Annotated in this window: 5 protein-coding genes and 1 pseudogene; 4 read left to right on the top strand and 2 right to left on the bottom strand. The window is 63.4% G+C overall.

Annotated elements, in window-relative coordinates:
- The coding region (locus PK789_RS03440) for a bifunctional aspartate kinase/diaminopimelate decarboxylase (protein WP_324307038.1) at positions 1-1,718 on the bottom strand (1,718 nt) is incomplete at its 3' end.
- A 90-nt stretch (positions 1,719-1,808) separates the two neighbouring features.
- On the opposite strand from PK789_RS03440, the gene PK789_RS03445 reads away from it, so the two are divergent.
- Entirely contained in the window at positions 1,809-2,690 is an 882-nt protein-coding gene (locus PK789_RS03445; RefSeq protein WP_324307041.1) for a PhzF family phenazine biosynthesis protein, read from the top strand.
- Positions 2,691-2,717: 27 nt separating this feature from the next.
- Here the strand turns inward: PK789_RS03445 and PK789_RS03450 are convergent, their stop codons facing one another.
- Positions 2,718-4,265 carry a serine hydrolase gene (locus PK789_RS03450; protein ID WP_324307105.1) on the bottom strand — a complete coding sequence of 516 codons (1,548 nt, stop codon included), beginning with the start codon at positions 4,263-4,265 and terminating at the stop codon, positions 2,718-2,720.
- A gap of 221 nt (positions 4,266-4,486) precedes the next feature.
- Between PK789_RS03450 and PK789_RS03455 the strand changes: the two genes are divergently transcribed.
- From PK789_RS03455 to PK789_RS03465, 3 genes and pseudogenes are all read left to right on the top strand, one after another.
- Positions 4,487-5,434 carry a DMT family transporter gene (locus tag PK789_RS03455; protein ID WP_324307043.1) on the top strand — a complete coding sequence of 316 codons (948 nt, stop codon included), beginning with the start codon at positions 4,487-4,489 and terminating at the stop codon, positions 5,432-5,434.
- A gap of 24 nt (positions 5,435-5,458) precedes the next feature.
- Positions 5,459-6,964 (top strand): AAA family ATPase, encoded by a 1,506-nt coding sequence (locus PK789_RS03460; protein WP_324307044.1) that lies wholly within the window; start codon positions 5,459-5,461, stop codon positions 6,962-6,964.
- A gap of 4 nt (positions 6,965-6,968) precedes the next feature.
- Positions 6,969-7,361: pseudogene (locus tag PK789_RS03465) on the top strand (hypothetical protein); the annotation flags it as partial.

Consider the following 7,361-nt stretch of genomic DNA (forward strand, 5'->3'; position numbering starts at 1 on the left):
GCTGCGAACACGCGATCCAGCTCGCCCTGCGACACGCATTCCAGCCCGAAACCTTCATCCACCAGTGTGCGCAAAATGTCTGGGTGCGCATTGGCCTTGATCGCATAGAAATGCCGATCCAGCGCCGCAATCGCTTTCAACTGACGGGCGCGGGCGCGCACGGTGGGCAAGTGATAGGCATACCGCGGCGTGCCTTGCTGGGCACAGGCCAACAGCGCCGCCTGCGCGTCGGCGGCTTCCCACCAGCGTGGTGGACGCGGGCGGAATGTGCCTTCGATCTCGCGCCAACGCGGGCCAAACACGGCGGCTTCGTGCACCGGCATCGCACCGGAATCAATCAGGGCCGCGTGCAACTTCGGCAGCATGCCATCGGCGGCGGACTCATCCACCACAAAGGTCAGGTTGAGGTCGTTGGACGATTGCGAAATCAAATGCACGCGCTCGCGCCCGAACATCGCCCACACATCCTGCAATTTATGCAGCAGCGAACGCATGCCGCGCCCGACCAAGGTGATCGCCGCGCACGGCACGATGATCTTGACCCGGCAGATTGCCGCAAGGTCGGCCGACAATGCCGCCAGCACATCGCTGTTGACCAGGTTTTCGGACGGATCCAGTGACACTGTCACATTGGTTTCGGCCGAACCAATCATGTCTACCGACAAGCCATGTTGCTTGAACAGCGCGAACACATCGGCGAGGAAGCCGACCTGTTGCCACATGCTGATGCCTTCCATCGACACCAGCACGATGCCGTTGCGGCGGCTGATCGCCTTGACGCCGGGAACCGGCTCCGCCGCATCATCAATGCTGGTGCCGGGCAGGTGCGGGCGTTCGGTATCCAAAATCGCCATCGGCACACCGCCATTGCGAGACGGCCGCAGCGAACGCGGGTGCAGCACTTTGGCGCCGGTGGTGGCGATTTCCTGCGCTTCGTAATAATCCAGCCGGGTCAGCAAACGCGCATCCGGCACTTCACGCGGGTTGGCGCTGAACATGCCGGGCACGTCGGTCCAGATTTCCACCCGCTTCGCGCCCAGCAACGCACCGAAATACGCCGCCGAGGTATCCGAACCACCACGCCCCAAAATCGCGGTACTGCCATCTTGATGACGGGCGATAAAGCCTTGGGTGATCAGTAGCCGCGTGGGTTGCTGCGCAAAACGCTGGCGGAAATCGCCTTCGGCCTGCGCTTGGCAATTGACCGACAAGCGCTGCGCCCATTCGCTTTGGTTGGGTTGCGGCGGCAACGCCGCCAACCAATCCCGCGCATCCATCCAACCGATATCCAAGCCCTGCGCATGCAGATACGCTGCGCCAAGGGTGGAGGACAGCAGCTCGCCCTGCCCCAGCACTTCGGCCTGCCAATCCAGCGGGCGGGCGGCGGCACGCGGATCGGTGAGCAAACCGTGCAAGGCGGCCAAGCGTGCGCCCAGCACGGCATCGGCATCCAGCCCCAGCTCGGCAGCAAAGGCACGGTGACGGTCTTCCAGTGTGGCCACACGCTGCGCGCTATCGGCCGCGCCATCGGCAATCGCGGTCAGCGCGTTGGTGACGCCCGACAGCGCCGACACCACCACCAGCACCCGCGCATCGTTGTCCTGGGCGCGGCCCGCAGCCAATTTGCCGATATTGTCCCAGCGCGTGCGTTTCGAGACCGACGTCCCACCAAACTTGAGGACAAGCCAGCGATCTGCGGAAACGGGGACAGGAGACATGAGATTTGGTGGATATGAGGAAGGGGAATGCCGCCGGCGGCGGGTTCGGGCATTCTAGCGGCCCATCACCCCCAAATGCCGCATCGCAACATGACTCGTCGTTATATGCAACTGGATGTTTTCGCTTCTCGTCCCGGCAACGGCAATCCGCTGGCGGTGGTGTTGGATGCGCAAGGGCTGGACGATACCGCGATGCAGGCCATCGCACGCTGGACACGGCTGCCGGAAACCACCTTCGTGTTTCCACCCAGCACGCCCGATGCGACCCACCGCATCCGCATTTTCAGCCCACGCCGCGAAGTCCCCTTTGCCGGTCACCCCAGTGTGGGCACCGCCTATGCGCTGCTGGATGCGGGCTTGGTGACGCCGCGTGACGGGCTGCTGGTACAAGAAGGCATTGTCGGCAATTTGCCGCTGCGCGTGCACGGTGACGGCATGCAACGCACGCTGGCGGTGCGCACGCCGCGCGCCCGCGTGCAAGCCATCGCCACGCCCGATGACCCGCGTCTGGCCACCGCTATCGCCGGCTTGCAGTTGGGCGCATTGCCGCCGGTGTTGATGGACGGCGGGCGGCGCTGGTGGTTGGTGGAATTGGCCAACGAGGCCCATTTGCGCAGCGTTGTGCCGGACTGGAATGCCATCGCGCAACTGGCCGAAGCCAGCGACAGCATGGGTTTGTTTGTGTATGCGCGCAGTCAAGACCCGGTGTATCACTACGCCGTGCGTGCATTTGTGGGGGCCACCGCGCGTTTTGAGGACGCCGCGTCCGGCGCTGCCAACGCAACTTTGGCCGCGTGGCTGGCCGAACGCGATGCCCTGCCCGGCGACGATGGCTTTTATCGGGTCAGCCAAGGCCGCGAAGTGGGCCACGACGCCATCATCGAACTCACCGTGGATGGCAACGGTGAGGTCTGGTCGGGTGGCCGCGCCGCCTGTGTGGTGCGCGGGGAATTGGCGTGGCCGCTGGATTGAGCCACGCCGCAAACCGCACCACTAGGCTTACGGCTTGTTCTTCACCGGCACCAAGCGCAGGTCCTGGAAGTCGAAGCTGAAGTCGGTCAGCGGTGATATCGGCTCCATGCGCATTTCGCGGATATTGCCGTCGGCATCCAGCGCAAAATTGACGAAGGCATCGGCATTCAAGCCACGGTCGCGCCAGCGCACGATGAAGGTGTCGTGCTGCCAGTGTTCGATATCACCCAGCAGCTCGGCGGTTTTGGAGAACTGCATTTCCAACCCTTTTGCACCTTGGCGGATGAGGACATCGCCGTACCACGGGTCGCGGTAGGTGCCCGCGTATTGCGCCAAGGGCAATGCGGGTTTGCTGTTGGCAGCGCGCGCGGCGACGTGCTTTTTCCAGTCTTCATCGGCATTACCCTGCGCTTTGGCAAATGCAATGGAATACCCCTGCAACCAATCGTGGCCGTTGTTGCCCAGCATCATGTCCAAGGCTTCGTAGGTGATGGCATTGAAGGCCACCCCAGCTTCGGCACTGGTCAGCACGATCACGCCGATTTTTTTATCCGGCATCAACGTCAGCCGCGACACTTGCCCCGGCCAGCCGCCGGTATGCCACACCAAGCGGTTGCCGCTGTAGTCAGAAAGCTGCCAGCCTTGGCCATAGCCTGAAGACAGCGGTGTGGCGGCGGCTAATTCTGGCACCGACGACGGCCGCACCGGGATGGGCGTGAGCACCGTCCACATCTCACGCTGGCGCTGCGCGGAGAACAGGCGTTTGGCGGTGTCGCCAGTGCCGGCATACACCCCGCCGGCCAGTTGCGCGTTCATCCACTTGCTCAAATCATGCACGCTGGAATAAATGCCGCCAGCACCCGACACATTGCGCCAAGTGGTCACGCCCACCGGGCGTAATGCTTTGAAATCAAACTGCGCATTGCCTACCGCCACGTTGTCGCCGGGCTTGAGGTCATCGCTATTGAAGCGGGTCTCGGTCATCCCCAGCGGCTGCCAGATGCGGGTTTGCAAAAATTGTTTGTACGACATCCCCGAGGCCGACTCCACCACCAAGCTTGCCACCCCAAACAGGATGTTGTCATAGGCGTATTGCTCGCGAAAACCACCGGTCAGCGGCACGTCTTTCAAGCGTTCGGCCACCTCGCGTGAGGAGTAGGTGGTGGTGGGCCAATACAACAAGTCACCCGCACCCAAGCTCAAACCAGAGCGATGCGCCAACAGGTCGCGGATGCGCATCTCGCGCGTGACGTAGGCATCGCTCATGCGAAACCATGGCAAGTGGTCGATCACCCGGTCGGTGGTTTTCAACTTGCCGTCGTCTTGCAACATATTCAGCGACGCGGCAGTGAACGCCTTGGTGTTGGATGCGATGGCAAACATCGTGTGCGCATCCACCTTGGCCGGCTTGCCCAGCTCGCGTACACCGTAGCCGCGCTCCATCACCACCTGCCCGTCCTTGACGATGGCCACCGCCACCCCAGGCACATCAAACTTTTTTTGCACGGCAGCGACAAAGGCATCGAACTGCTGCAAGCGTTGTGCATCCGGCAACCCTGCTGCCAGCGGCGCCATGCTGTCATCCACCCGAATCGGCGGTGCCTGCTGCGCCAGCGCGGGCGATGCCGCGCCCAAGGTCAAAATCAGGGCCAATGCCAGTGGGGCGATACGCATGCGAGGTTCCTTGGGGGGCGAAAGCGCAGAGTATGCCGACGATGCCGCTGCCGCGCGATGCGCCATCGGTCATAGCGGGAAATAGCCCCCAATTGCATCCCGCCTGCGTGGATAATTCCCCGATGCCCCATTCCCCTACCACCCGCGCCCTCTGGCAAATCCATTTTTGTGTCCTGCTATGGGGCTTCACCGCGATCTTGGGCAAGCTCATCACCCTGCCAGCGCTACCTCTGGTGTGGTGGCGAATGTTGATCGTGGTGGCCACGCTGGCGCTGCTACCCAAAGTCTGGCGTGGGCTGCGCGCCATGCCAGTCCGCACGCGCTGGGCGTATGCCGGGATTGGCGTGTTGGTGGCGCTGCACTGGCTGACGTTTTATGGCGCGATCAAATTGGCCAATGCCTCGGTGGCCGCCACCTGTATTGCATTTGCCACGCCGATGACCGCCTTGATCGAACCGATGCTGACGCGCACGCGCTTTCGTCCCGGTGACTTGGCGCTGGGTGTGTTGTCGCTGCCCGGTATTTGGCTGGTGGTGGGGGGCGTGCCGGCCGGCATGCATACCGGCATCGTGGCCGGGGTGATTTCGGCGCTGTTTGTGGCCATCTTCAACAGCCTCAATAAACGCATGGTCGACGGCGGCGACGCACTGACCGTCACCGCGCTGGAACTGGGTGCAGGCACCGTGACCTTAAGCCTGTTGGCACCGCTGATGCCCCTGTTGGTGCCCGCCTTCGCTGGCCCGCTGTTGGTGTTGCCGGCGGGTATGGATGTGCTGTGGTTGCTGGTGTTGGCATTGGCCTGCACCTTGTTGCCGTTCGCGCTGTGCCTAGTCGCGCTGCGGCATCTTTCCGCGTTTACCGCGCAGCTGTCGGTCAATCTGGAGCCGGTGTATGCCATCGCGCTGGCGGCGGTGTTCTTCAACGAACAACAAGAACTCTCGGCGCGCTTCTATTTTGGCGTGGCCATCATTCTGGGCGTGGTGTTTGCGCAAGGCCTGCTGGCGGGCCGGCGGGCACCCCGCCACGCCCAGCAAGTGGGGGTCAATGAAACCCACCACGTCGCCGATTGACACAAGACATGGCAGGCTAGGCCTATGTATCTTCGCTATTACGGCCTGACTGAGCCGCCATTCTCGATCACCCCCGATCCGCGCTTCGTGCATTTGAGCGAGCGCCATCGGGACGCCTTGGCGCATCTGTTGTTCGGCATCGACAAAGGCGGTGGCGGCGGATTTGTGCAGCTCACCGGCGAAGTAGGCACTGGCAAAACCACGCTCAGCCGGCTATTGCTGGAGCAACTGCCCGCGCATGCACGCATCGCGCTGGTGCTCAACCCCAAGCAAAACGCCATCGAACTACTGGAAACCATTTGCGAAGAACTGCGCATCCCCATCGAGGACAAGCGCGGCAGCACCAAGGGGTTGATCGACGCGCTCAACGCCTTCTTGCTAGATGCCTATGCGCAGGGCTTGCGGGTGGTGGTGTTGATTGATGAAGCACAAAACCTGCCGGCCGATACCTTGGAGCAAGTGCGGCTACTGACCAATCTTGAAACCGACACCCAAAAACTGCTGCAAATCCTGCTGTTGGGGCAGCCTGAATTACGCACGCTATTGGCGCGCCCGGAGCTGCGTCAGTTGGCGCAACGCATCACCGCGCGTTATCACTTGGCACCGCTGGATGCCAAAGAAACCGACGCCTACCTACGCCATCGTTGGCGGGTGGCCGGGGGCACGCGGTTTCCGTTTGATGCCAAGGCGGTGGCGCGTTTGCATGCACGCTCCGGCGGCGTGCCGCGCTTGCTCAATGTGATTGCCGAACGCGCGCTATTGGCCGGTTACGCGCGTGACGCGGTGGGTATCGATGCCCGCTTGGTCGATGCCGCCGCCACCGAAGTACTGCCCCCCACCGTGCAGCCGCAGCACTGGCGCTGGGTGGCGATCATTGCTGGCGTAGCGGCGGTCGCCACGCTGGGGTTTGCAGCGATGCAGTGGCGCAGCGCACCGACAGCACCCGCCGTCACGCCCGTCCTTGTGGCAGCCCCCATCAGCAACACTGACCACGCCACACGCACGGCGACGCGCCCAGATGACGTGACTTTGGCGCGGCATATCACCACCTTGGGCAACAACCCTGCGCAAGCGTGGCAGCACTTGCTTGCGCAGTGGTCGCTGCCGGCAACCAGCATCACCCTGGACGCTGCGGGTGCTTGTACACCTGCCAGCCGCGCGGATGTGCATTGCGTGCAAGGCCGTGCTCGGCTGGAAATCTTGGCCGCCCTGGATCGCCCCTTGTTGCTGCGCTTGCAGGCAGGCAATACGCAGGCGTGGGCAAGTCTGTTGGGGGTTGATGCCCGCAACGTGCGGCTGCAACTAGGGCAAGACCGCATCGACATCGACCGCAGCCTGCTGCAAGCGCACTGGAATGGCGACTACGCGGCATTGTGGGTGGGGCAGGTCGAAGTGCCTGCCAGCGCCGCGCAAATCAGCATCTTCCAAAATGCCCGTGGCCTGCCCGCCGATGGCGTGGCCGGCCCCCTGACCTTGATGGCGCTGGCCAACAACCTGCCCGGCCCGCACCTGTTGCGCGTATTGGATTGAACCGATGTCCCTGATCTTAGAAGCCCTGCGCAAATCCGAAGCCGAACGCCGCCGCGACAACGCGCCCGACGTGGCACTGGAACTGCCCCCCGCTCCCGCGCGCGCCGCACGCAGCACCCCGGTGTGGCTGTGGCCGGCGCTATTGGGCACCGTGGCCTTGCTGGCCTTGGGCGGCTGGCTGGGTGCGCGCATGGCCGCGCGTGACAACGCTGCGGCGACTGCTGCACTGCCGCCAACATCGTCCATCACCGCCGTGGAGCCCCCCCCGGCGATCACCGCCCCGGCAGTCGCGCCGCAACCTGCATCTGCCATACCGGCATCCCCGAATATCCCCGCTGCAACACCTGCTGCAACACCTGCTGCAACACCTGCTGCAACACCTGCTGCAACACCTGCT

Source organism: Thermomonas sp. (assembly GCF_035369645.1).
GTDB lineage: Bacteria > Pseudomonadota > Gammaproteobacteria > Xanthomonadales > Xanthomonadaceae > Thermomonas.

Coding starts and splice junctions, on each gene's coding strand:
- PK789_RS03445 (WP_324307041.1), top strand. CDS start 1,809: ATGACTCGTCGTTATATGCAACTGGATGTTTTCGCTTCTCGTCCCGGC.
- PK789_RS03450 (WP_324307105.1), bottom strand. CDS start 4,265: ATGGCGCCGCTGGCAGCAGGGTTGCCGGATGCACAACGCTTGCAGCAG.
- PK789_RS03455 (WP_324307043.1), top strand. CDS start 4,487: ATGCCCCATTCCCCTACCACCCGCGCCCTCTGGCAAATCCATTTTTGT.
- PK789_RS03460 (WP_324307044.1), top strand. CDS start 5,459: ATGTATCTTCGCTATTACGGCCTGACTGAGCCGCCATTCTCGATCACC.